The following is a 21,454-nucleotide window of genomic DNA, read 5'->3' on the forward strand; positions in this document are numbered from 1 at the left end:
CGAGCGAAGCGATACCCGGATTTCTCCAGGTATGCGCTGCATACGGCCCGTTCTCCAGCCGGAAAAGCACTGCAAATTTCACGTTGGGGTTGTCTGCGGTCAGAAGCGGGTATATACATGCATCCCATGTTACCGACCGAATGTCTCTGTACTCGTTTGCGCCGTGCCAGCCGTGGCGTCAGCAAACTCTACGACGACGCCCTGAGCGAGGTGGGGATCAACGTCGCCCAGTATTCTCTGCTCAGGCACCTGCAGCGCCTCGGTCAGCCGAGCATCACTGACCTGGCCGATGCCATGGGCCTGGAGCGCAGCACCCTGGGCCGCAACCTTCGTGTGCTCGAAGGGCGGGGCTTGGTAACGCTGCAAGGCGGTGCCGATCAGCGCAACCGTTTGGTCGTGCTGAGCCCGTCTGGTGAACAGCTTCTCGCCGAAGCATTGGGCGCTTGGCAGACGGTGCAGGCGCAACTGCAGCAGCGATTGCAGCCGCAACACATGGAAGCGCTGGGCGAATTGCTCGCCAGCCTGGATTGACGGGAGTGGGCGTGAGTCGCCTTTCCCACTGTGCGTTTCGACCTGATAACAGAAGGACATGCAATGAGTTCGGTATGGCGCACGAGTTTCTGGCTGATGCTGGGAGCTTCTCTGATCCTCGCCCTGTCCCTTGGCACTCGCCACGGGTTCGGCTTGTTCCTGTCGCCGATGAGCGACGATTTTGGCTGGGGGCGCGGTGTCTTCGCCTTCGCCATTGCCTTGCAGAACCTGATCTGGGGCATCGCACAGCCATTTACCGGTGCCCTGGCGGATCGCTTCGGCGCGCAGAGGGCGATCATCGTCGGCGGCCTGTTGTACGCGACGGGGCTGATTTTTATGGGCCTGTCGGACTCGCCGCTATCGCTGTCGCTGAGTGCCGGTTTGCTGATCGGCATTGGCCTGTCGGGCACATCGTTCTCGGTGATTCTCGGCGTGGTCGGCCGTGCGGTGCCGGTCGAGAAACGCAGCATGGCCATGGGTATCGCCGCAGCGGCGGGCTCTTTCGGCCAGTTCGCCATGCTGCCAGGCACGCTCGGGCTGCTCGGCTGGCTGGGCTGGTCGGCCGCGCTGATCGTGCTGGGTATCATGGTGGCGCTGATTGCTCCGCTGGCGGCCATGGTCAAGGATCGCCCGCAGGTGTCACTGGGCCCTCAGCAAACGCTTGGCGAGGCGCTGCGCGAAGCCTGCAGCCATTCCGGGTTCTGGCTGCTGGCGCTGGGCTTTTTCGTATGCGGGTTTCAGGTGGTGTTCATCGGCGTCCACCTGCCGGCCTATCTGGTCGATCAGCACCTGCCGGCCATCGTCGGCACTACCGTGCTGGCGCTGGTCGGGCTGTTCAACGTGTTCGGCACTTACATCGCCGGCTGGCTGGGCGGGCGGCGCTCCAAGCCACGGCTGCTCAGTGCGCTGTATCTGGCACGTGGCGTGGTGATCACACTGTTCATCACGGTGCCGTTGAGCGTATGGACGGCCTACGCATTCGGTATCGTCATGGGCCTGCTGTGGCTGTCCACCGTGCCGCTGACCAATGGCACGGTGGCAACCATGTTCGGGGTACGCAACCTGTCGATGCTCGGCGGCATCGTCTTCCTGTTCCACCAACTGGGTTCTTTCCTTGGGGGCTGGCTGGGCGGCTACCTCTATGACCACACGGGCAGCTATGATCTGGTATGGCAGATTTCCATCCTGCTCAGCGTTCTGGCCGCAGCGCTCAACTGGCCAGTTCGCGAACAGCCCGTCGCCCGCCTGCAAGGAGCCCATGCATGATCCTCAGACCCTTGATCGCTTTGGCTATCGGCGCCGCAGGTCTGTCGCTGCTGGCGGTGATCTTCTGGGGCTGGCAACAGGGCGGGCTGGCGATAATGCAGTTGGGGATGAGCCTCTGCTGAACGGATCAAACCATAAGGAAACGACCTGATGCGCGTGCGACTGTTTGCTCTGCCGCTGGTTTTGCTGGCGTTCACTGTCTCCGCCGTGCAGGCCGCTGAGTGCCCGGCGCTTTTGCAGGGGGAGCTGCCCAAATTGCGCTCCAAGGACAAGATCGACCTGTGCGAACAGTTCGCCGGCAAGCCGCTGGTGGTGGTCAATACCGCCAGCTTCTGCGGCTTCACCTCGCAGTTCGAAGGGCTGGAAGCGCTCAATCAGCGCTATCGCGGTCAGGGCCTGGAAATCCTTGGGGTACCGTCCGATTCGTTCAAGCAGGAGTCGGATGACGCCGAAGAGACCGCCAAGGTCTGTTACGTGAATTACGGCGTGACCTTCACCATGAGCGAAACCCAGCCCGTCACCGGCGACAAGGCCATCCCGCTGTTCAAGGAGCTGACCCGGCAGACGGCAGCGCCGCGCTGGAATTTCTTCAAGTACGTGGTCGACCGCAAGGGCCAGGTGATCGCGCGGTTTTCCAGCATGACCAAGCCCGATGATCCCGAGCTGATCGCCGCCGTGGAGAAGGCAATCGCTTCACAGCCTTGAGTTGAGGAAGCAATGAAAAATCGCGGCATGAGCCGCGATTTTTTTGTTTCCGATTGCCGTCTGTTGAGCACGCCACCCTGATGGACGTGCGTGCTCGAGATCGGCTTAGAAACGGTAGGTCAGGGATGCCCCCAGGCCATGGGCACTGTTCTTGTAGGTGGCGTTGTAGGTACCTCGAGAGGCACTGCTGCGATTGATATCGACTTCTTCCTCCTTGAGGTAGGTGTAGGCGAGGTCGATGGTCATGTCGTCGCTTGGGCTCCAGCCGGCACCAACGCTGAAGATCGTCCGGTCACCCGATGGGATGCGTGGCGAGCGATGTTCGTTGTTGGTGGGTGTCTGGTCGATGGCCACACCTGTACGCAGTACCCATTGCGGATTCAGCTTGTAAGACACGCCGACCGCATGAGCCCAGGTGTCGTGCCAGTCTTGTTCTTCTACGATGGTGCTCAAACCAGGGGCCAGTGGGCCGGTCACGCCTTCATTTTCGACGCGGATTTCCTTGAAACGGCTCCAGCGTGTCCAGGTGCTACCTGCATAAAGTGTCCAGGCATCGTTGAGTTCGTGCGTGATGGAGAGGTCTACGGATTCTGGAGTGGTCACGTCGAGCGAGGCGTCATACTTGCCAGCTGCAGTGCCGATCACCGTGCCAGGGCCCGATACGCGGGTGTCGCCTTCCAGCTCGTACTTGACCCGCGAATGGTAGGCCAGGCCTACACGTGTTTGCGGAGTGAACTCGTAGAGTACGCCGACGTTGAAGCCCACGGCTACATCATCGCCCTTGATCTTGACCTTGCCGTCATTGCTGCCGGGCGGGCCGGCCGGGTTGGTCAGCGACGAAGTAAGTTCGCCTTCGATGTGGTTGAAGGTGGGGCCGAAGCCGACCGACAGTTGGTCATTGAAGCGGTAGCTCAGCGTAGGCTGTACCGTGATGACTCGCACATAGCTCTTGTCTGCGAAGTAGCGGCCCTGGAAGCCACTCTCGTACTCGGTCGCCAGGCCGAAGGGCGCGTAGACGCCAATACCGAAGGCGACTTTGTCGTCCAGTGGTTTGACGTAGTAACCCATCGGCACGCCAGTGGTCGGCACCATGTCACCATCGTTGCTACCGCCGTTGGGAGCACCGCTCAGAGCTGTAGTACTGCCATTGCTGCTGATTCTGCTCTTGGCATGGATGGCAGCCACACCGAAATTGACCTGTTCGCGCTTGATTCGCGCCATGCCAGCCGGGTTGCCGAACACCGTGCTGGCATCCTCCGCTGACGACGAGCGGCCAGCGAACGACATGCCCATGCCTGCGACGCTCTGCTCGTTGAGCGCAAAGCCGCTGGCCAAGCTATAGCTGGAGGTGGATGCGATGGCGATTGCCAGACCGGTTCTTAGGATTCTTGTACTCACGGGGTGCTCCTTGGCAGGGTCGGGGGAACTCTCGCTTTGCTGACTCAACGTCAACTTGGAAAGTTCAGGGTTAAACACGATCCGTCGAGGTGAAACTGTCCGTTCGGGCAGGATATAGAGCCTCGCGCCGATTGGCACCCCTGACTCGATAGTCAGTTTTTCAGGCAGCAACCGCTCGTCCGAGAACACATCGTTGCCAGGCCGAAATGAATTCGTCCGGCTTGCGATAGGGCGCGAAGACCTGCTGCCAGATCAACGCCTGTGCGGCGAGATCGTCGGCGACAGGCAGCACCTTGTAGTGGTTGTCGATGAGCAGCCAGGCTATCGCGGTGGCATAGCGCAGATTGACCGTCAGTTCGAGGTGGGGCGCGCCGAGAAAGGCATGCTGGCTGGCTAGGCCTCTTACTCGACTGGCCAGCTCGGGGTCGCCGGCCAGGTGGTCATCCCAGAGATGCCGATGACGGGATTCCGAGATTCGATACAGGCCGTAACCGCTATGGTTGTCCAGTGATTCGCCCAGAGACGACTGGCAGGCGGCGATGCCTAGCAACAGCGCTTCGGCGGCGGTCGATTGTTTGTCCAGATACAGCAGGGTGGGGCGGATAACCTGCTGGTTCAGATCACAGGCGGCGATTCCCATACGAGCCTCTACGCAGAGGTGACCGGTGGAGGAGGGCGCTGGCAACATCGTCGTGAGCAGGCGGTGGCGTTTGCGAAGCGGCCCATCAATCTGTAAATCCCATCGGGAGCGGTGGTTTAGCCGCTCAAGTTAAAGCTTAGTGGGATATTCATCCTGTAAAGATCTGTTTTTAAATCAATAGAGGATTTACACCAGGCTGCATATGCCTAATTGGAACTGTAGCGAGCCGTATTGACACCATTGCGCTGCTTTCGGCAGTATCGATGCATCGTTGTCTTGCCTGAGCATTCCATGTTCATCATCTCCCAGCCCATACCTTCTGCCCGTAGCCTCGCCGCTGCGTTGCAGGGTGTTTGCCTGGAAGCTGGTAAGTCGAAGAAACAGTCGCTCATTTGACCGGGGCGCGCTGTCCCGTCAGATGGGCTGACAGGACAGAGGCGCGAGGTCGAAGTATCCCTTCGTCACACTCCCTTCCCGCACTCCATCGACGGTGACCAGACGGTCTACATCGAGGAGTTGCACGCATGTCTACATTTTCTGGAATCTGGGTCGCTCTGGTTACGCCATTTCGCGACGGGCAGGTGGATTTGCCGGCCTTGCGCTCGCTGGCTGCGCATTTGCTGGGCGCAGGTGCGGCAGGGCTGGTGGTTTGCGGCACCAGTGGCGAAGCGGCAGCGCTGGATGAGCAGGAGCAGTTGGCGGTGCTCGACACGGTGCTCGAAGTGATCCCCGCCAGCCGTGTCGTGATGGGGCTCAGTGGCAATAATCAGGCGGCGGTGCTGGCTCGCCTGCAGCGCATTCAGAACCGCTCGCTGGCCGGTATCCTGGTGCCTGCGCCCTATTACATCAGGCCGTCGCAGCAGGGGTTGCTGACATTCTTCGGGGCCATCGCTGATGCTTCGCAGTTGCCGGTCATTGTTTACGATATTCCCTATCGCAGCGCCGTCAGCATGGAACTGGAGACGATTCGTCAGCTCGCCAGGCACCCACGGATAGTCGCCATCAAGGATTGCGGCGGCGACTCGCGCAAGACCCAGATGCTGATTCAGGATGGCGCGCTCGACGTACTTACCGGCGAAGACGAGCAGATATTTGCCACGCTGTGTCTTGGTGGCAGCGGTGCCATCTCTGCGGCAGCGCATATCCGTACCGCCGATTTCGTGCAGGTGGTGGCACATCTGCAGCGGGGCGATCTGCAAGCCGGGCGCGCGTTGTTCCGCGACTTGTTACCACTGATCCGCCTGGCCTTCGTCGAACCCAACCCGGCGCCGGTGAAAAGCCTGTTGGCCATGCAGGGGTTGATCGTCGATGAGTTGCGCGAGCCCATGCTGCGTTGTTCCGACGAGTTACGTGAACGCATGCGGGTCGAACTACTGTGAGCCCACGGCAGAGGCTCACGGGATATACTGCGCGGCAATCTTTACGGGAGAGCCGCGTGACCATCGAAATTCTCTGGATTCGAGACAACGCCAGCCTGGCGGAGCACTGCTCTGCCTGGCGCAAACAGCCATTTCTGGCGCTGGACACCGAGTTCATGCGCGTCGACACCTTTTACCCCATCGCCGGCCTCCTACAGGTAAGCGAGGGTAAGCAGGCCTATCTGATCGACCCGCTACTGATCGACGACTGGTCGCCGTTCGCCGCGCTGCTCGAAGATTCTCAGGTGATCAAGGTGGTGCACGCCTGTAGCGAAGATCTGGAAGTACTACTGCGCCTGACCGGTAGCCTGCCAGTGCCACTGTTCGATTCGCAGTTGGCCGCCGGTTATCTCAATCTTGGTTTCTCCATGGGTTATTCGCGTCTTGTGCAGGCTGTGCTGGATATAGAGCTGCCCAAGGGCGAGACCCGCTCGGACTGGCTGCAACGCCCGCTTTCCGACACCCAGGTCAGCTATGCCGCAGAAGACGTGGTGCATCTGGCCGAGCTCTATCGGCGTCTGCAGGAAAGGCTCTCGGCCGAGAAGAATGCCTGGATACTCGAGGATGGTGCCGAACTGGTCGCCGCCCTCGGTCGCGAGACGCCTGCCGAAGAGGCCTATCGGGAGGCCAAGCTGGCTTGGAAGCTGTCACGTGCTCAACTGGCCGTGCTGCGCGTACTGTGCATCTGGCGCGAGCAGCAGGCACGGGCACGCAACCAGCCGCGCAACCGCATCCTGCGTGAACACTCGCTGTGGCCGCTGGCTCGCCAGCAGCCGGGTGATCTGGTCAGCCTGGCGCGCATCGAAGACATGCATCCGAAAACCGTCCGCCAGGACGGCGAAACCATACTGCAGATGATCCGTGATGCCGCCGCGCTGCCACAGAGCGAGTGGCCGCCAGCCATGCCCGAGCCCTTGCCGCTGGAGTCCACGGCGCTGCTCAAGAAGCTACGTGCCATTGGCCAGCGTGAAGGCGAGCGCCTGGATATCGCCCCTGAGCTGATGTTGCGCAAGAAAATTCTGGAAGCGCTGCTCAAAAGTGGATATCCGAATGGTCCCTTACCGCCTGCCCGACAGCCTGCGTGGCTGGCGCCGTGAGTTGATGGGCGAGGCGCTGCTCGACTGCCTCGCCGCACAAGGAGAATCTGCTTGAAACGTATCTGCTCTATCTACAAGAGCCCGCGCAAGGATGGTATGTACCTCTATGTGCTGCGTGCCGATGCCCTGAAACAGGTGCCTGAAAACCTGCTGAGCGCCTTCGGCTCGCCGATTCATTCTTTCGACATGGTGTTGACGCCGGAGCGCGCTCTGGCACGCGAAGACATCCACAAGGTGCTGGAGAACCTTGATAGCCAGGGTTACCACCTGCAGATGCCGCCACCGGAAGAGGATTACATCGAGCATCTGCCGGAAGAGCTGTTACGTCGCAACGACCCTGTCTGAGGTAGGCCGCCATGCGTGTACTGATTGCCGAAAATGATCACGCCGTATATCGCGATTTGCTGCAAACAGCCTTGCCACAAATCGAGCTGGTTGCCGGTGAGCACGATCTGGCGCAGCAGGCGGGCGGCTGTGAAGTCTGGCTGGGCGAGCCCCATTTGTTCGCCGAACTTATGCGCGCCGGTCACAAGCCGGGTTGGGTGCAGTCGACCTGGGCGGGCATCGCGCCGTTGCTGGCTGACGACCTGCCACGCGATTATCGATTGACGCGTGCGGTCGGGGTTTTCGGGCAGATCATGGCCGAGTACGTGCTGTGCCACATGCTCGCCCACGAGCGCGAACTCTTCACCCGTCTGCAGGCGCAGCGCGAGCAGCGCTGGGATGGCCGGCTGCCCAGCAGCCTGGCCGGACGCAAGGTGTTGATCGTCGGTACCGGCGAAATTGGCGTGGCAGTAGCGCGCTTCCTGCAGCCATTCAACGTCGAGCTGACCGGTGTTGCCAGCAGTGCGCGAACGCTGGCGCCATTCAACGAAGTGGCTGCCCTCGAAGACCTGCCGCGCCTGGTCGCCCAGGCCGATTACGTGATCAACCTGCTGCCCAACACGCCGGCCACCCATGACATCTATGATGCTGCGCTGTTGGCACGCTTCAAGCCGTCAGCCGTATTGATCAACGCGGGACGCGGTACATCGGTGGTCGACGAGGATTTGGTCGCGGCGCTGGCCAAGGGCCAATTGGCCGCCGCGGTGATCGATGTCTGCCGCGAAGAACCGCTGCCTGCCGGGCACCCGTTCTGGACTGCCGACAACCTGCTGCTCACCGGCCACAGTGCTGCGCCCAGCTTGCCGCATCTGGTGGTCGAGCTGTTCGTCAGCAACCTGCAGCGTTACCAAGACGGCGGCGCGCTGCAAGGCCAGGTGGATTTCTCCCGAGGCTATTGAGCCGCGTCGTCGCGCGCGGCTTGTACTGTGCGGTCGGCAGACCTAGACTGCCGGCCTTTTCGCCAGCTACCTCCAGTTCTGATCATGGCCGCGCTCGTACCCCCATTCTGGAAACACAAGACCCTCGAGCAACTCGACGTTCAGGAGTGGGAATCGCTGTGCGACGGCTGTGGCCTATGCTGCTTGCAGAAGCTCGAAGACGAGGACGATGGGGCGGTCTATTACACGCGCATCGCCTGCAAACTGCTCGATCTGGATACCTGCCACTGTAGCGATTACCCGAACCGCAAGACCTTCGTGCCGGATTGCATTCAGCTCACGCCAGCCCAGGCAGATCAGTTCCAGTGGTTACCGCCCACGTGTGGTTATCGGCTGGTCAGCGAGGGCAAGGATCTGCCGCTCTGGCATCACCTGGTCAGCGGTGACCCGGATGCAGTGCACCGCGAGCGGATCTCCCAGGCGGGGCGCATGCTCAGTGAAAGCAGCGTGGCCGAGGATGATTGGGAAGAACATCTGATCTTTCGCGCCGGCTGAGTGTCTGTGATGTGCTGTTAAGGCTCGCTTAAGCGGGCTGGTGTCTCATGACGCGATTGCACCGGCTATTGTTGTGCCTGATCCCATGGAACGTTCCGATTCGTCTGTTCTGGAGTTGCCTGTATGTCGATTCGCTGCCTGCTGCTGTCCGCTGTTCTGTTGAGTACCGGCACACCCTTGTGGGCGGCCGAAAAGGTCGATCTGGACTACAAGGTGAAATTCCTTCCGCAAAGCGATCAGGCCGAAGTCAGCATCAGCCTGGAGAAGGGCGAGCGCGTTCGCAGCCTCAATTTCAATCTGGGTGACGATGGCTATTACAGCGACTTCAAAGCCGACGGCGAGTGGAAGCAGGAGGGCGAGCAGCGTGGCCTGTGGGTGCCGAGCAAGGGCAAAGCGAGCCTGACGTACAAGGTGCGTATCAGTCATCCCCGTGGCGAAGATCGCTTCGACGCGCGGATGACCGAAGATTGGGCCCTGCTACGCGGTGATGACCTGATCCCCAGCGCGGTACTCAACCAGGTCGACGGCACGAATCTGGTCGCGCGACTCGAGTTCGACCTGCCCAAAGGCTGGCGTAGCGTCGAGACCGGCTGGCCGCGAGTGGGTAAGAACAAATTCCGTATCGACAACCCTCAGCGCAAGTTCGATCGCCCCACCGGCTGGATCGTCGCCGGCAAGATTGGCACGCGGCGTGCCAAACTTGGTGAAACCCAGGTGACCATCGCCGCGCCGGTGGGTGAGGGCATGCGGCGCATGGATGCCCTCACCTTGCTGACCTTCGTATGGCCCGAGATGCAGGCGGTGTTCCCGCGTGATCCAGCCAAACTGCTGGTGGTCGGTGCTGGTGACCCGATGTGGCGTGGCGGGTTGTCGGCCCCCAATTCCTATTTCATGCACGCGGATCGCCCGCTGGTCAGCGAGAACGGCACCAGCTCGCTGGTGCACGAGCTGGTACACGTGTTCAGCCGCATCAGTGATACCGACAATAGTGACTGGATCAGCGAAGGGGTGGCCGAGTATTACGCCATCGAAGTGATGCGCCGCGCTGGCGGACTCAGCGAGGATCGCTACCAGAAGGTGCGCGAGCATCTGATCAAGTGGAGCAAGCCGGTCAAATCTCTGCGCACGGAAAATTCCACCGGGCCGATCACCGCGCGTGCGGTTCTACTCCTGCAGGAGCTCGACCGGGAAATTCGCCAGGCCACCAAGGATGGTCAGCAGCGCTCGCTGGACGACGTGGCTCGCGGCCTGATGCGTCTCGACAAGGCCAGCACCAAGGACTTCATCGAGATCACCGAGAACGTCATGGGTCGCAGTTCCAAGGTGCTGGATACCCGACTGCTGCGCTGATCGGCTGTAGCGGCATCTCCCTCGAAAGCCCTCTTTCGAGTCACTAACGCCCAATCCGGTGCAGGCGCCAGGTTGGGCGTTTTCGCATCCAGGCCCCGCCATTGCTGGCGTTCAGCAAGCTATCAATGAAGTCGATCTTTACTATTCCCAGGATCGAGTTTTTGATCAAATTTTCTTGAGTAACATGAGCTCCATACCCATTTACTTCCTCCCAAGGAGCTCAACATGAAAACTGAATTTATCGCCAGCCTGTTCATTGCCACCCTTGCCAGCGCCGCTTTCGCACTGCCGCAAGCCCCTGTCGATGCCACTACTTCGCACTCGGTTGGTGCACAAAAAGTCGCTGAAGATGGTTACAAACGTACCGGCGGCAAGATTGCTGAAAGCGGCTTCGAGCGTGTAGGCGGCAAACTGGTTGCTGAAGATGGCTACGAGCGTACCGGTGGCAAGATCGCTGAAAGCGGTTTCGAACGTGTCGGTGGCAAGCTGGTCGCTGAATACGGCTACGAGCGTACTGGCGGCAAGATCGCTGAAAGCGGCTTCGAGCGTGTAGGCGGCAAACTGGTTGCTGAAGATGGCCACGAGCGTACTGGCGGCAAGATCGCTGAAAGCGGTTTCGAACGTGTCGGTGGCAAGCTGGTTGCTGAAGACGGCCACGAGCGTACTGGTGGCAAGATTGCCGAAAACGGTTTCGAGCGTGTCGGTGGCAAACTGGTCGCTGAAGACGGTTACGAGCGCACTGGTGGCAAAGCTGCCCAGGCCTTCGAGCACATCGGTGGCAAACTGGTTGCCGAAGATGGCTACAGCCGCACTGGTGGCAAAGTCCAACCTTCCTGATCAGTCAGCCTCAACACAAAGCCCGGGTTGCTCCGGGCTTTATTTTGTCTGCAGTTTGGCTCAGTACTTGGCGCCGGTCTTGGTGTTGTTGCCTTTGGCCAGGCGGTCATAGAGCACTACGTTGACGGTGGCCGCCAGGTTCATGCAGCCCTCGGTGGGGATGTAGACCACCTCTTCGCACCAGTCGCGTACTTCCTTGTCCAGCGAGCCATCTTCCGGGCCGAAGATATAGAAGGCGCGATCCGGGTGGGTGTAGCTCGGCAGTGGCCTGGCACCGTCCACCAGTTCCACGGCAACCGGGGTGCAACCCAGGGGGATGACTTTCTGCAGGTCATCGATGCCGATCAGGGGAATGTCCAGGTGCACACGCTTGGTATCGGTGACGAAGTCCCGGGCGCGCTCGTAGCGCTTGCCGGTATAGAACACCGAGGCCACGCCATAGCAGCCAGCGGCACGCATCACGGCGCCGACATTCTCCGGTGACTTGGGGTTGTAGAGACCAATGCAGCTGTATCGTTTGTTGCCCACGGACAGGCCTCGCGCAAAAGGAGCGACATTATACGGCCTGTTTGGCGGCTAGGACTTTTTCTGCAGCAGATCGGCGAGATTGGCAAACGCCTTGTGGGTGGTTTTCGGCCCGTTCTGGCTGGCGGTGGAGCCTTCGCTGAAATACTGCTGGTCGGTATACCGAGAGTGTTCGTTGTCGTGGCAGAACAGGCACAGCAGCTCCCAGTTGGAGCCGTCCTGGGGGTTGTTGTCGTGGTTGTGGTCACGGTGGTGAACGGTCAGTTCACTGAGGCGCTTGCCGGAAAATTCACGGGCGCAACGGCCACAAACGTGCGGGTACATGCGCAGGGCCTTGTCCCGGTAGCCTTCTTCGCGGCTGCGTTGGGCATCGGCGAGGATGCGGTCGAGTTTGGACGTTGGCGTGGACGGGCTGCTCATGTTCGCTCCTTGGTGGCTGGCTCTCAGTATAAGGCAGCGTCAGTGACTGCCCAGAGGAATCTGTTTGCACTTTCCAGCATCTGGCAATGCCCAATGCAGTTCGTCCCACCGAACATTGGAGTACCCAACATGCGCAAATCCATCATGATGCTGATCGGTCTGCTGTCATTCGCCGGCATCGCCCATGCCCAGCAGGAACAGCCGTCTGCCGTGCAGCCCGCGGATACCGTGCAGAGCCCCGACGTGCCCGATCCCTCTGCCGTTGATCCCGACACCCCGCCAGTGATCCGCGACGGCCGTGACAACGACGAGTCGACCGAGGCGGCTGATGACGCCGCGGAGCGTCAACATGAGCAGCAAGACCAGCACCAGAAACACTGAGTGCGCAACGCTGGCTGCCGACCACGGCAGCCAGCCATGCATCAGGCCTCGTTACGTAGGCCGAGTACCTTGAACAGAAAGGCATATTCCAGTGCGACATCCCGTAGCGCCTGGTAGCGGCCGCTCATGCCGCCGTGGCCGGCTTCCAGGTCGGTCTTGAGCAGCAGCAGGTTGTCATCGGTCTTCAGTTCGCGCAGGCGTGCCACCCACTTGGCTGCTTCCCAGTACTGCACGCGGCTGTCGTTGTAGCCGGCCACCGCGAGGATCGCCGGATAACGCTGCGTACGTACGTTCTCGTAAGGAGCGTAAGCCTTGATGCGTTCGTGCACCTCCGGCTGGTTGGGGTCGCCCCATTCGTCGTACTCGGTGACGGTCAACGGCAGCTCCGGGTTGAGCATGGTGTTGAGCACATCGACGAAAGGCACTTCGGCGATAGCCGCTGCGAACAACTCAGGCCGCTGGTTGAGCGTCGCGCCGATCAGCAGGCCGCCGGCGCTACCGCCGCTGATGGCCAGCTGCGACGGGCTGGTGAAGCCCTGGGCGATCAGGTGCTCGGCGCAGGCGATGAAGTCGCCGAAGCTGTTCTGCTTGTGCTCCAGCTTGCCGGCGCGGTACCAGGCTTCTCCCAGCTCGCCGCCACCGCGCACGTGAGCGATGGCGAACACCACGCCGCGATCGAGCAGGCTCAGGCGCGCGTGGGAAAACCACGGGTCGAGGCTTTCGCCGTAGGCGCCGTAACCATACAGATAGAGCGGAGCGGCCTGGCCTAGCGCATCTCGGCGGGCGACCAGACTGATCGGCACCTGAGTGCCATCTTGCGCGGTCGCCCACAGCCGTTGGCTGAGATAGACATCGGCATCGAACTCGCCGAGTACCGGGGTTTCCTTGAGAATCTGCTGAGTGCCATCGGCCAAGCTCAACTGGCGAATCTGTGCGGGCCGATTGAGTGCCTCGTAACGCAGGCGGATCACCGGGCTGGCGAATTCCAGGCTGTCTTGCACGTACAGGCTGTAGGCGGCATCCGGCAGGCTAACCCTATAACCGGCCAGGCCTTGCGGGCGCACGTCGATGATCGGCAGGCCGCCTTCACGCAGGCTGAGCACCAGCGCCGACTCGGCCAGGCTGACGCCTTCGAGCATCACCTGTTCATTGTGTGCTACCAGTTCCTGCCAGTACGCGCGCGTTGGTCGCTCAGGTGTTGCGCTGTACAGCGCGAAGTTGATGCCGGTCTGGTTGCTGCGAATCAGCCAGGCCCACTGGCCGTCGAGCTTGCCGTGGTCAGGGTAGTACTCGTGACCTTCCTCGCGCGGTGCCAGGCATTGGAAGTCCTGCTGCGGGGTGTCCGCGTCGAGCACCCAGCATTCACTGGTGGTCTTGCTGCCGAGCAGCAGTACCAGTTGGCGTTCCGAGCTACTGCGGTAGCAGGTGAGGAAGAAACGGCCATCGGGCTCGTGGAACACCTGGCTGCTCTGCGTTTCGCCAAGTCGATAGCGATGCAGCGTGCTGGGGCGGTGGGCATCGTCCAGTTCGCCGTAGAACAGCGTCTGGCTGTCATTGGCCCAGGTCACGCTGCCGTCGCAGTCGTCGAACGGCAGCTCGTCGATGGTGCCGCTGGCCAGTTCCTTGACGAACAGGCGATAGATCTCGTCGCCACTGGTGTCCAGGCTATAGGCCAGGCGCTGTTGGTCAGGGCTGATGCTGAAGGCGCCCAGGGACAGAAATCCGCCTGCGGCGATTTCGTTGGGGTCGAGAAGCAGCTGTTCGCCAGCTTCGTCTAGCTGCAGGCTGCCGTCAGCGGGACGAGGGCAGCGGTAGTGGCGCGGGTATTCGTCACCAGCGGTGGTGCGCTGGTAATAGAGGTAGTCGCCCCAGGGCGTTGGCAATGACAGGTCGGTCTCGCGGATACGCGCCTTTATTTCCTGAAACAACCGTTCGCGCAATGCACCCTGATCGCTCAGCTGGCTTTCCAGGTAGGCGTTCTCGGCACGCAGGTGGCTCAGCACCTCATCGCTGTCCCGGGCTTCGAGCCAGTGATAGGGATCGGTGCCGGTGTCCTTGCGGGCGATGGGGGCGGTGGTCATAAAAGTCTCCAGAACGCAGGGCGACGACAAAGGGCACTTCTAAAAACTACCTACGTTTTTAGAGGCACCCTAAAGGCGCCGAACCAGGGAAAAGCCGTTATCATAAGCGTCTTTGTCGTCAGGCAACCGCCGAAAGATGCGGATTCGCCCGTTCGAGCCCAGTCAAGCAAGGGAACCGTCCCCCTCATGATCGAAAACGACTACCTCCTCGCCTGGGGCGCCTATGCCATTGCGGCGCTGGGCTGCCTGCTGGTGTGGTTCCGTATCACCAGCTGGATGTGGCGCTACCTGCGCGAACCGCTGCGCGTGCTGGTGGCGATCCTGCTGTTCTGCCCGACCATCGTCGATCCGGCCAAGGAGCTGTTTGCGCCCGCCGTAGCCATCGTTGCCCTCGACCTGATCTTCAAAGTGGGTAGCAGTGCTTGGCGCGCCGTGGCGGATCTGGCCATGTACGGGCTCATCGTATTTGCGATCTACCTGGTGTTTGTGGCCATTCGCTGGCCGTTCCTGCGCAGCGCCAAGGCGCGTAAGGCTGCACGCGAAGAGGAGCAGGGTGAGGACAGCGATCTGACCCTGCGCGAACGCCTCAAGCAGGAGCAGGAGCCAGAGTACGCCGCGCCACGCAGTTCCCGCAGCGCTCGCGTCGAGCCGCGGTTGTAAGCCAGATCAATCGAGAACCAGATCATGTGTGAACTGCTCGGCATGAGCGCCAACGTCCCCACCGATATCGTCTTCAGCTTTACCGGGCTGATGCAGCGTGGCGGGCGCACCGGGCCGCACCGTGATGGCTGGGGCATCGGTTTCTACGAAGGCCGCGGCCTGCGCCTGTTTCAAGATCCACGGGCGAGCAGCGAGTCGGAAGTGGCGCAACTGGTGCAGCGCTATCCGATCAAGAGCGAAGTGGTGATCGGTCATATCCGCCAGGCCAATGTCGGGCGCGTCTGCCTGGCCAACACCCATCCCTTCGTGCGTGAGCTGTGGGGGCGCAATTGGTGCTTTGCTCACAACGGCCAACTGGCTGATTTCCGTCCGGCCCTGAGTTTCTACCGCGCCATCGGCGATACGGACAGCGAATCGGCCTTCTGCGATCTGCTCAACCGCATTCGCACAGCATTCCCGGAGGCGGTACCGATCGAGGTGCTGTTGCCTGAACTTGTCGCTGCCTGCGCGGCCTATCGTCAGCATGGCGTGTTCAATTGCCTGCTGAGCGACGGTGACTGGCTGTTCAGCTTCTGTTCCAGCAAGCTGGCACACATCACCCGGCGTGCGCCTTTTGGGCCTGCGCACCTGCGCGATGCCGACATGAGCGTGGATTTTCATGCCGAAACCACGCCCAATGACGTGGTGTCGGTACTGGCCACCGAGCCGTTGACCGACAACGAGCAATGGTCGCTGTACCAGCCGGGCGAATGGCGCCTGTGGCGCGCGGGCGAATGCATCGCCCAGGGCCTGAGCAACTGACGAGTGTCCCCCGTGACGGGGCTGCGGGGGATGAATGTTAAGAAGTTATCTGCGTCTGGCGTTGTTCGCTCTGGGCCTGTTGCTGGGCGTTCAGGTGCCGGGCTTCATCGATGATTACGCCAAGCGCGTCGAAGCCCATCACTTGGAATCCGAGCAGAGCCTGAGCGGTTTCCGTGACACCGCACAACGCTTCTTCGATGGCGATCTGCAGCGCCTGGTCGGCCATTATCGCGGCAGCACTGACCCGGTGATGCAGAGCGACGCGCGCAGCGTCAGCCTGCTGGTCGAGCGCTCCGAGTTGCTGCAGCGCGAATCGCTGGCCATGCAGGGGCCCTGGTATCGCCAGGTCTGGCACCTGGCAACGGCCGCCGACGAGCAACTGTTGCAGGAAACCCATGCTGCCTACCGCTATCAGGTGCTCCTGGCGCCCGAGGCGATCGCCTGGGGTATCGCCTGCGCGCTGTTCCTCGCCTGGGTAGTGGAAAGCATCGTGATGTTGCTGGCCCTGCCGTTCCGTCGCCGTGATCGGCGCACCGTGTCTGAGCGTCAGCAGCCGCGCATGCGTTAAGAGCACGTGGCGTCGCCTGGGTTGAGCGAAGAACCGTAGGGTGGGTCGGGCCGCGCAGGTTAGCGACGCCATCCCCCGGAAAGCCAGGCGCATCTTTTTTTCGGCGCGTCGCGTAACCCACCAAGCGATATTCGGCATTGCATAAGAAGGTGGGGTAGAGCGCCGTCAAGCGTGTAAATACCCTTTGCACTGGCTGGCACCTAACCTGTGCGATCCGAGGGGGCTATCACTTGGCCAAAAAACGCATCCCGTCTTCCAGTCCCTGCAGAGTCAGCGGGAACATCTGGTCGTTGATCAGCTCGCGGATGATGCCGGTCGAGGTGGTGTAATCCCAGGTCTGGCGCGGGTAGGGGTTGATCCAGATGAGCTTCTTGTAGGTTTCCATGAAGCGGCGTATCCACAGGTGGCCCGCTTCCTCGTTCCAGTGCTCGACGCTGCCGCCGGGCTGGGTGATTTCATAGGGCGCCATGGCGGCGTCGCCGATGAACACCACCTTGTAGTCGGCGCCGTACTTGTGCAGCAGGTCATGGGTGGAAAAACGTTCGGCGTTGCGCCGCAGGTTGTTCTTCCACACCGTCTCGTACACGCAGTTATGGAAGTAGAAATACTCCATGTGCTTGAACTCGGTACGGCAGGCCGAAAACAGCTCTTCGCAGACCTTGACGTGGGCATCCATGGAGCCGCCGATGTCGAACAGCAGGAGCAGTTTGACCGTGTTGCGACGCTCCGGGCGCATCTGGATGTTCAGTAGGCCACCGTCCCGGGCGGTATGGTCGATGGTGCCGTCGAGATCCAGTTCGTCCAGCGCACCCTGGCGGGCGAACTTGCGCAGGCGGCGCAGGGCCACCTTGATATTGCGGGTGCCCAACTCGACCGAATCGTCGAGGTTCTTGTACTCGCGCTGATCCCACACCTTGACGGCCTTGCCCTGGCGCTCGCCTGCATCACCGACGCGGATGCCTTCCGGGTTGTAGCCGCCCGAGCCGAACGGGCTGGTACCGCCGGTGCCGACCCACTTGTTGCCGCCTGCATGGCGCTCCTTCTGTTCCTCCAGGCGCTTCTTGAATTCCTCGATCAGCTTGTCGAGGCCGCCCAAGGACTGGATCTGCGCGCGCTCTTCAGCGCTCAGGGAACGCTCGAACTCCTTGCGCAGCCACTCTTCGGGGATCAGGGCTTCCAGGTGCTGATCGAGGCTCTGCAAACCGTCGAAATAGGCGGAGAAAGCACGGTCGAACTTGTCGAAATGGCGCTCGTCCTTCACCAGGATGGCGCGCGACAGGTAATAGAACTCGTCCATATCGGCGAACACGACCTTGTGCTGGAGCGCATTGATCAGGTCGAGCAGTTCACGCAGGGAAACCGGCACCTTGGCGGCACGCATTTCAGTGAACAGATTGAGCAGCATGGTGGCTTCCTCAGTCGCGACGTTCTACGGGCAGGCCGTCGGCGATCCGGTACCAGTCGGCGCAGGATTCGGCATGAATGTGTTGCTGCGCAACGCTGGGTAACGGCGTATCCAGCGTCCCCAGGGTTACCGACAGCCAGTTCGGACGGGGCTGTTCGGCGAACCATTGCAGATTCGAGCCGCAGCGCTGGCAGAAAGTACGGCCTACGCCCGGCGAAGAGCTAAACAGCGCCACCGCCTCTTCGCCCTGGGTAAAGCGAAAGTGCTCGCGCCGCACGTTGCCGTACGTGGCGAACGCTGCACCATGGCCCTTGCGGCACTGGCTGCAATGGCAATGGTTGGCAGATTCGATGGGCCCGTCGATCTGGTACTTCACCGTACCGCAGAGGCAACTTCCACAGTGCATTAGATGTTCCTTAGAACGTGTTTAGGATCTAGCGAGCTAGAGTCATGCAAGACAAAAACAGGTGAGGAAGCGGAGTTTACGAGTTTGTAAATGAGCATTCCGAGCCTGTTTTTAACGCGGCATGGCCGACGCGCAGCAGGTCATTAACACGTTCTCAGCGATTACCGCGGCGCGCCATGAAGGCCAGGCGCTCCAGCAAGTGCACGTCCTGCTCGTTCTTCACCAGGGCGCCGGCCAGTGGCGGGATGGCCTTGGTTGGGTCGCGCTCGCGCAGCACCGCTTCGCCGATGTTGTCGGCCATCAGCAGTTTGAGCCAGTCGACCAGTTCGCTGGTCGAGGGCTTTTTCTTCAGCCCCGGCACCTTGCGCACGTCGAAGAACACGTCGAGGGCTTCGGCCACCAGGCTGTTGCTGATGCCGGGGTAATGCACGTCGACGATCTTCTGCAGGGTTTGGCGATCCGGGAAGGCGATGTAGTGGAAGAAGCAGCGGCGCAGGAAGGCGTCTGGCAGTTCTTTCTCGTTGTTCGAGGTGATGATGATGATCGGGCGCTGCTTGGCCTTGATCGTCTCGTCGGTCTCGTAAACGTAGAACTCCATCTTGTCGAGTTCTTGCAACAAGTCGTTGGGAAACTCGATGTCGGCCTTGTCGATTTCGTCGATCAGCAGCACCACGCGCTCGTCGGCCTCGAAGGCCTCCCACAGCTTGCCTTTCTTGATGTAGTTACGGACGTCGTGAACCTTCTCGGAACTGAGCTGCGAATCACGCAGGCGGCTCACCGCATCGTATTCGTACAGGCCCTGATGAGCCTTGGTGGTGGACTTGATGTGCCAGGTGATCAGCCGCGTGCCGAAGGACTCGGCCAACTGCTCGGCGAGCAGGGTCTTGCCTGTGCCGGGCTCGCCCTTGACCAGCAGCGGCCGCTGCAGGGTGATTGCTGCATTGACCGCCAGTTTGAGGTCGTCGGTGGCGACATAGGACGGTGTGCCTTCGAACTTCATCGAATAATCCTCGCAGGGCTTTGTATAGAGGCCTGATTGTGCGCAAAGCACGGACTATAACGCGCGTGCCGTTGGACTGTGAACCGGCGGGCGGTTCTTAGTTTGTTGGCCGCACACCGCGCAGTCGGCTCGACGGCCTGGCCTGCCTGGAGCGGTATTTCAGTGATGAGTTACCATGCTGATCGTTGGCTGTTGTTTAAAGAGATGGGTGATGCATGTCTCGATTGGGAGACTCAGGTGTGAGCCAGGACAGGTAATCTCTACCCATGCCTTGTAAACTGCGGGCAGGTCTGCGGTAAGGTGCTGATTGCTCAGCGTGCCGTACTCACCGACTTCTACGACCTGAAAACGGTGGCCAATGGACTGAAATGTCCACCTAGCTACGCATCTTCCCTCTCTTGGATAAAGTGGAAAATGAAAAAGACTCTTCTCATTGCTCTTGGCGGCATCATTCTCAGTGGTTGCGTTACACCAGGTGTAAAAAATGAGCAGGCAAAGGCAGCCTTGCCAGCGGATAGTCGCGAGTGCGCGCAAAACTTCACGTTTGATGGCAGCTTCTGGGCGGGCCGTACATTCAAGTCCCATGCAACCATCAATGGTGTATCGCAAGCCACCGGCATTCAGCGTGCCGCCCGCTACCTGACTTCCAATGGCTGGACCATCACCAATACCGATAAGGATCTGGGCATTATTAGTGCTTCGCAGGCCGTTAGCTACGGTCAGGGCAAAAGCGTACCGTTCAACGTGACCATGGAACCTCAAGGCAAAGCGCTACGAGTGAGCACCACCTATGTACTTTCCGGTGGTGTGACGTCCCCGGCTGAGGCCGTTCGCGACGAATTTTGCAACGTCATTGGCGCGACTGCAGGTCAGTAATATCGAGTTGTCGGTAGCTTTGGAGCCCTATCCAAGGCTACCGAGAGCCGCGTTCTGCATGACCGTTTCTGGCAACTTCGCCAAACTGGTGTGCCCGACTACTTCTGTCACTCCGCCGAGCTAGAACTCCGTAGATTATTTCTGAGCGTCGCTGCCCGATGGCTCGCCGTCATAGCTCGCGTTGAAAGCCTGCACGAAACCATTGCGCAGGATGCCGATAAACGCCTGAAAGGCACTGATGTCCTGCTGTTTGGTGCTGCCACGTAGCTCCACACGGGTGGCGATCTGATCCTGGCGCTGATTTTTCAAAACCTTCTCGCCGCCTCCGACCACGGCTTCCCAGATGGAGCGGAAGAAACCTTTGTTTTCATTCTCGACGTCCTGTTGCCAGTCGAACACTTCGACGTTGCGCAGCAGTGGCTTGATGTAGCCGCTCAGTTGGGAGTCCTCGGCAAACGCTTCGACCACCAGATCACCGTTGCCACTCTTGAAGTCGAACTTGCCGTAGGCATTGGCCAGGTCATTGAGGCGTGGCAGTTCGATGCCGGTGGCGCGTACGCGGAATTCGAAATCCTGGAAGTTGTGGAAGGGATCGAACACCGCGCTGGCTTCCAGGGGGGCATGGTCGAGCAACTGTGCCTTGCCTTCGAAGCGGGCGACCCGATCACCCTGTTCGTCGGCCACGTTGGTCAGGTTATAAAGGCTGGCCTGGATGGCATTGGCCTGGATCTTCACCGGCGGCGACGCATTGAAGTTGTAGAAACCCAGGGTGCCGTCATTCACGCGCAGTTCGTTGAGGGTGATTGGCAGCAGCTTGTTCAACTGCTCGCGCCAGTCGACGCCTTCACCGGTCTGGGCATCGTCGCGGTTTTCGCTGTCGACGAAATTCACTTCGGGTTTCTCGAATACCACCCGGGCGACCACTGCGCGTGCGCTCCAGAGTTCATTCCAGCTCACCGAAATCTCGATCTGCGGCACGGCCACGAACGGCACCGGCACGTCGCGATCTGCCTTGACGATGCGCAGGCCATTGATGCGGTAGCCGCCGCGCCACAAGGCCAGGTCGACATCCTCGACGTGGCCTCGGTAGTCGCCCATGTCGGCGAGCTTCTCGTTCAGGTAGTCGCGCACCACATAGGGCAGGGCGACGTGGGCGACCAGCACCAGTGCGAGCAGGCCCAGGCAGATCCATAGTGGCAGGCTGTAGCGGCGTTTCATCGGATGCATCCGTGTAGGCGTTGTCTGGGTGGACTGCAATCGCGCCCGCAGAGT

General features: G+C 60.7%; 24 protein-coding genes and 1 pseudogene. 16 read left to right on the forward strand and 9 right to left on the reverse strand.

What is annotated here, in order from left to right:
- Positions 1-126 precede the first annotated feature (126 nt).
- From K5Q02_RS14645 to K5Q02_RS14655, 4 genes are all read left to right on the forward strand, one after another.
- Positions 127-531 (forward strand): MarR family winged helix-turn-helix transcriptional regulator, encoded by a 405-nt coding sequence (locus K5Q02_RS14645; RefSeq protein WP_225839692.1) that lies wholly within the window; start codon positions 127-129, stop codon positions 529-531.
- Between the two features lie 63 nt (positions 532-594).
- Entirely contained in the window at positions 595-1,797 is a 1,203-nt protein-coding gene (locus K5Q02_RS14650; protein WP_225831694.1) for an MFS transporter, read from the forward strand.
- Entirely contained in the window at positions 1,794-1,919 is a 126-nt protein-coding gene (locus K5Q02_RS24345) for a hypothetical protein (RefSeq protein WP_268945230.1), read from the forward strand. The genes K5Q02_RS14650 and K5Q02_RS24345 overlap by 4 nt, the downstream gene beginning before the upstream one ends.
- A 28-nt stretch (positions 1,920-1,947) precedes the next feature.
- Entirely contained in the window at positions 1,948-2,502 is a 555-nt protein-coding gene (locus K5Q02_RS14655; RefSeq protein WP_225831695.1) for a glutathione peroxidase, read from the forward strand.
- A gap of 105 nt (positions 2,503-2,607) precedes the next feature.
- Here K5Q02_RS14655 and K5Q02_RS14660 read toward each other — a convergent pair whose 3' ends face one another.
- Together K5Q02_RS14660 and K5Q02_RS14665 are read right to left on the reverse strand one after the other, a co-directional pair.
- Positions 2,608-3,900 carry an OmpP1/FadL family transporter gene (locus K5Q02_RS14660; protein WP_225831698.1) on the reverse strand — a complete coding sequence of 431 codons (1,293 nt, stop codon included), beginning with the start codon at positions 3,898-3,900 and terminating at the stop codon, positions 2,608-2,610.
- A 160-nt stretch (positions 3,901-4,060) separates the two neighbouring features.
- Positions 4,061-4,540, reverse strand: coding sequence for a hypothetical protein (locus K5Q02_RS14665; protein ID WP_225831700.1), 480 nt, complete (start codon positions 4,538-4,540; stop codon positions 4,061-4,063).
- Between the two features lie 524 nt (positions 4,541-5,064).
- On the opposite strand from K5Q02_RS14665, the gene dapA reads away from it, so the two are divergent.
- From dapA to K5Q02_RS14700, 7 genes and pseudogenes are all read left to right on the forward strand, one after another.
- On the forward strand, positions 5,065-5,919 hold the full coding sequence (gene dapA, locus K5Q02_RS14670; RefSeq protein WP_225831702.1) for a 4-hydroxy-tetrahydrodipicolinate synthase: 855 nt from the start codon (positions 5,065-5,067) through the stop codon (positions 5,917-5,919).
- A 56-nt stretch (positions 5,920-5,975) separates the two neighbouring features.
- Positions 5,976-7,110: pseudogene (gene rnd, locus K5Q02_RS14675) on the forward strand (ribonuclease D).
- Positions 7,107-7,400 carry a YcgL domain-containing protein gene (locus K5Q02_RS14680; RefSeq protein ID WP_225831703.1) on the forward strand — a complete coding sequence of 98 codons (294 nt, stop codon included), beginning with the start codon at positions 7,107-7,109 and terminating at the stop codon, positions 7,398-7,400. The pseudogene rnd and the gene K5Q02_RS14680 overlap by 4 nt, the downstream one beginning before the upstream one ends.
- A gap of 11 nt (positions 7,401-7,411) precedes the next feature.
- Positions 7,412-8,338, forward strand: coding sequence for a D-2-hydroxyacid dehydrogenase (locus tag K5Q02_RS14685; RefSeq protein WP_225831705.1), 927 nt, complete (start codon positions 7,412-7,414; stop codon positions 8,336-8,338).
- An 84-nt stretch (positions 8,339-8,422) separates the two neighbouring features.
- Positions 8,423-8,872, forward strand: a complete 450-nt coding sequence (locus K5Q02_RS14690; RefSeq protein WP_225831707.1) for a YcgN family cysteine cluster protein — start codon at positions 8,423-8,425, stop codon at positions 8,870-8,872.
- Between the two features lie 123 nt (positions 8,873-8,995).
- Positions 8,996-10,222, forward strand: a complete 1,227-nt coding sequence (locus K5Q02_RS14695; protein ID WP_225831709.1) for a hypothetical protein — start codon at positions 8,996-8,998, stop codon at positions 10,220-10,222.
- 225 nt (positions 10,223-10,447) lie between these two features.
- Positions 10,448-11,059 carry a heme utilization protein gene (locus K5Q02_RS14700; protein ID WP_225831711.1) on the forward strand — a complete coding sequence of 204 codons (612 nt, stop codon included), beginning with the start codon at positions 10,448-10,450 and terminating at the stop codon, positions 11,057-11,059.
- Between the two features lie 60 nt (positions 11,060-11,119).
- Here the strand turns inward: K5Q02_RS14700 and K5Q02_RS14705 are convergent, their stop codons facing one another.
- On the reverse strand, positions 11,120-11,587 hold the full coding sequence (locus tag K5Q02_RS14705) for an RNA methyltransferase (RefSeq protein ID WP_225831712.1): 468 nt from the start codon (positions 11,585-11,587) through the stop codon (positions 11,120-11,122).
- A gap of 48 nt (positions 11,588-11,635) precedes the next feature.
- Positions 11,636-12,004, reverse strand: coding sequence for a YajD family HNH nuclease (locus K5Q02_RS14710; protein ID WP_225831714.1), 369 nt, complete (start codon positions 12,002-12,004; stop codon positions 11,636-11,638).
- Between the two features lie 129 nt (positions 12,005-12,133).
- Between K5Q02_RS14710 and K5Q02_RS14715 the strand changes: the two genes are divergently transcribed.
- Complete coding sequence (locus K5Q02_RS14715) at positions 12,134-12,385, forward strand: hypothetical protein (RefSeq protein WP_225831716.1); 252 nt, start codon at positions 12,134-12,136, stop codon at positions 12,383-12,385.
- Positions 12,386-12,426: 41 nt separating this feature from the next.
- Here the strand turns inward: K5Q02_RS14715 and K5Q02_RS14720 are convergent, their stop codons facing one another.
- A complete protein-coding gene (locus K5Q02_RS14720) occupies positions 12,427-14,466 on the reverse strand; it encodes a S9 family peptidase (protein WP_225831718.1) in 2,040 nt (679 codons plus the stop codon).
- A 186-nt stretch (positions 14,467-14,652) separates the two neighbouring features.
- On the opposite strand from K5Q02_RS14720, the gene K5Q02_RS14725 reads away from it, so the two are divergent.
- From K5Q02_RS14725 to K5Q02_RS14735, 3 genes are read left to right on the forward strand one after another with little or no spacing between them, the layout of a single operon-like run.
- Positions 14,653-15,126 carry an MFS transporter gene (locus K5Q02_RS14725; RefSeq protein WP_225831720.1) on the forward strand — a complete coding sequence of 158 codons (474 nt, stop codon included), beginning with the start codon at positions 14,653-14,655 and terminating at the stop codon, positions 15,124-15,126.
- Positions 15,127-15,150: 24 nt separating this feature from the next.
- Positions 15,151-15,927, forward strand: coding sequence for a class II glutamine amidotransferase (locus K5Q02_RS14730; protein ID WP_042555763.1), 777 nt, complete (start codon positions 15,151-15,153; stop codon positions 15,925-15,927).
- A 34-nt stretch (positions 15,928-15,961) separates the two neighbouring features.
- Positions 15,962-16,495, forward strand: a complete 534-nt coding sequence (locus K5Q02_RS14735) for a DUF2937 family protein (RefSeq protein WP_225831721.1) — start codon at positions 15,962-15,964, stop codon at positions 16,493-16,495.
- A gap of 226 nt (positions 16,496-16,721) precedes the next feature.
- Here K5Q02_RS14735 and K5Q02_RS14740 read toward each other — a convergent pair whose 3' ends face one another.
- From K5Q02_RS14740 to K5Q02_RS14750, 3 genes are all read right to left on the reverse strand, one after another.
- Positions 16,722-17,900, reverse strand: coding sequence for a vWA domain-containing protein (locus K5Q02_RS14740; protein ID WP_225831723.1), 1,179 nt, complete (start codon positions 17,898-17,900; stop codon positions 16,722-16,724).
- 10 nt (positions 17,901-17,910) lie between these two features.
- The gene (locus K5Q02_RS14745; protein ID WP_225831725.1) at positions 17,911-18,306 is read right to left on the reverse strand and encodes a GFA family protein; all 396 of its coding nucleotides are present in this window, start codon (positions 18,304-18,306) and stop codon (positions 17,911-17,913) included.
- Positions 18,307-18,460: 154 nt separating this feature from the next.
- Positions 18,461-19,306, reverse strand: a complete 846-nt coding sequence (locus K5Q02_RS14750) for an AAA family ATPase (protein ID WP_225831727.1) — start codon at positions 19,304-19,306, stop codon at positions 18,461-18,463.
- Positions 19,307-19,606: 300 nt separating this feature from the next.
- On the opposite strand from K5Q02_RS14750, the gene K5Q02_RS14755 reads away from it, so the two are divergent.
- Entirely contained in the window at positions 19,607-20,182 is a 576-nt protein-coding gene (locus K5Q02_RS14755) for a hypothetical protein (RefSeq protein WP_225831729.1), read from the forward strand.
- Between the two features lie 135 nt (positions 20,183-20,317).
- Here the strand turns inward: K5Q02_RS14755 and K5Q02_RS14760 are convergent, their stop codons facing one another.
- Positions 20,318-21,400, reverse strand: coding sequence for a DUF748 domain-containing protein (locus K5Q02_RS14760; RefSeq protein ID WP_225831731.1), 1,083 nt, complete (start codon positions 21,398-21,400; stop codon positions 20,318-20,320).
- Positions 21,401-21,454: the final 54 nt, after the last annotated feature.

Origin of the sequence: Pseudomonas sp. MM211 (genome assembly GCF_020386635.1) — a bacterium.
GTDB lineage: Bacteria > Pseudomonadota > Gammaproteobacteria > Pseudomonadales > Pseudomonadaceae > Aquipseudomonas.

Bases quoted from the DNA above. Each gene is read 5' to 3' on its own strand.
- K5Q02_RS14645 (WP_225839692.1), top strand. From the start codon at position 127: ATGTTACCGACCGAATGTCTCTGTACTCGTTTGCGCCGTGCCAGCCGT.
- K5Q02_RS14650 (WP_225831694.1), top strand. From the start codon at position 595: ATGAGTTCGGTATGGCGCACGAGTTTCTGGCTGATGCTGGGAGCTTCT.
- K5Q02_RS24345 (WP_268945230.1), top strand. From the start codon at position 1,794: ATGATCCTCAGACCCTTGATCGCTTTGGCTATCGGCGCCGCAGGTCTG.
- K5Q02_RS14655 (WP_225831695.1), top strand. From the start codon at position 1,948: ATGCGCGTGCGACTGTTTGCTCTGCCGCTGGTTTTGCTGGCGTTCACT.
- K5Q02_RS14665 (WP_225831700.1), bottom strand. From the start codon at position 4,540: ATGGGAATCGCCGCCTGTGATCTGAACCAGCAGGTTATCCGCCCCACC.
- dapA (WP_225831702.1), top strand. From the start codon at position 5,065: ATGTCTACATTTTCTGGAATCTGGGTCGCTCTGGTTACGCCATTTCGC.
- K5Q02_RS14685 (WP_225831705.1), top strand. From the start codon at position 7,412: ATGCGTGTACTGATTGCCGAAAATGATCACGCCGTATATCGCGATTTG.
- K5Q02_RS14690 (WP_225831707.1), top strand. From the start codon at position 8,423: ATGGCCGCGCTCGTACCCCCATTCTGGAAACACAAGACCCTCGAGCAA.
- K5Q02_RS14695 (WP_225831709.1), top strand. From the start codon at position 8,996: ATGTCGATTCGCTGCCTGCTGCTGTCCGCTGTTCTGTTGAGTACCGGC.
- K5Q02_RS14700 (WP_225831711.1), top strand. From the start codon at position 10,448: ATGAAAACTGAATTTATCGCCAGCCTGTTCATTGCCACCCTTGCCAGC.
- K5Q02_RS14710 (WP_225831714.1), bottom strand. From the start codon at position 12,004: ATGAGCAGCCCGTCCACGCCAACGTCCAAACTCGACCGCATCCTCGCC.
- K5Q02_RS14715 (WP_225831716.1), top strand. From the start codon at position 12,134: ATGCGCAAATCCATCATGATGCTGATCGGTCTGCTGTCATTCGCCGGC.
- K5Q02_RS14720 (WP_225831718.1), bottom strand. From the start codon at position 14,466: ATGACCACCGCCCCCATCGCCCGCAAGGACACCGGCACCGATCCCTAT.
- K5Q02_RS14725 (WP_225831720.1), top strand. From the start codon at position 14,653: ATGATCGAAAACGACTACCTCCTCGCCTGGGGCGCCTATGCCATTGCG.
- K5Q02_RS14730 (WP_042555763.1), top strand. From the start codon at position 15,151: ATGTGTGAACTGCTCGGCATGAGCGCCAACGTCCCCACCGATATCGTC.
- K5Q02_RS14735 (WP_225831721.1), top strand. From the start codon at position 15,962: ATGTTAAGAAGTTATCTGCGTCTGGCGTTGTTCGCTCTGGGCCTGTTG.
- K5Q02_RS14740 (WP_225831723.1), bottom strand. From the start codon at position 17,900: ATGCTGCTCAATCTGTTCACTGAAATGCGTGCCGCCAAGGTGCCGGTT.
- K5Q02_RS14745 (WP_225831725.1), bottom strand. From the start codon at position 18,306: ATGCACTGTGGAAGTTGCCTCTGCGGTACGGTGAAGTACCAGATCGAC.
- K5Q02_RS14750 (WP_225831727.1), bottom strand. From the start codon at position 19,306: ATGAAGTTCGAAGGCACACCGTCCTATGTCGCCACCGACGACCTCAAA.
- K5Q02_RS14760 (WP_225831731.1), bottom strand. From the start codon at position 21,400: ATGAAACGCCGCTACAGCCTGCCACTATGGATCTGCCTGGGCCTGCTC.